The sequence below is a fragment of the Neisseria sp. P0019.S002 genome (genome assembly GCF_051957155.1).
In the GTDB taxonomy this organism is placed as follows: Bacteria; Pseudomonadota; Gammaproteobacteria; order Burkholderiales; family Neisseriaceae; genus Neisseria; species Neisseria perflava.
In genome coordinates, this window is the sequence record NZ_JBQCWS010000047.1 from 1 (window position 1) to 560 (window position 560).

At 49.8% G+C, this 560-nt stretch carries 1 protein-coding gene; it reads left to right on the forward strand.

Translation table 11 applies throughout. The annotated features are described in order from the left end of the window. Positions 1-560: TonB-dependent receptor domain-containing protein (locus ACTHTY_RS11475; RefSeq protein ID WP_440367738.1), on the forward strand; the 560-nt coding region annotated here is incomplete at both ends.

Here is a 560-nt window from a genome sequence, read left to right on the forward strand (position 1 = left end):
GATTTAGTCGTCTACGGCAACTACATGGAAGACTTAGAGCCAGCCGACATTAAAACCGACGATGATGGCAATACCACCATGTCTAAACCGCGTGTCAGTCGTCAGTTTGAAGTGGGCGTGCGTAAAAACTGGGGCAATTTCGTGACCACGTTAAACGCGTTCCAAATCAAACGTCCGGGCTACTGGCGCGGTTCTACCACCGGCAAAACAGACTTTGCCGCGTATAAAGCTTTGGGCGGCGCGGCAGGCGACAAACAAGGCATGGAACGCAGCCGTGGTATTGAGTTCAATACCTATGCCAACTTGTTGGACAAAACCCTGCGTCCAAGCTTTGGTTTGATGTATCTGCAATCAACCGTAAAAGATTATCCGAATTTCGCCGACAATTTGGTTAACGGCGTACAAGTCGCCAACCCGCGCGTGATTGCCAAAGCAGGCGTGGAATGGGATACACCGTTTGCCAAGGGCTTGACCTTGAACGGCAATGTTTCGTATTTTGGTAAGTCTTACCAAGACACGCAAAAACAATACGCCTTCCCGTCCTATACCTTGGTTGACGT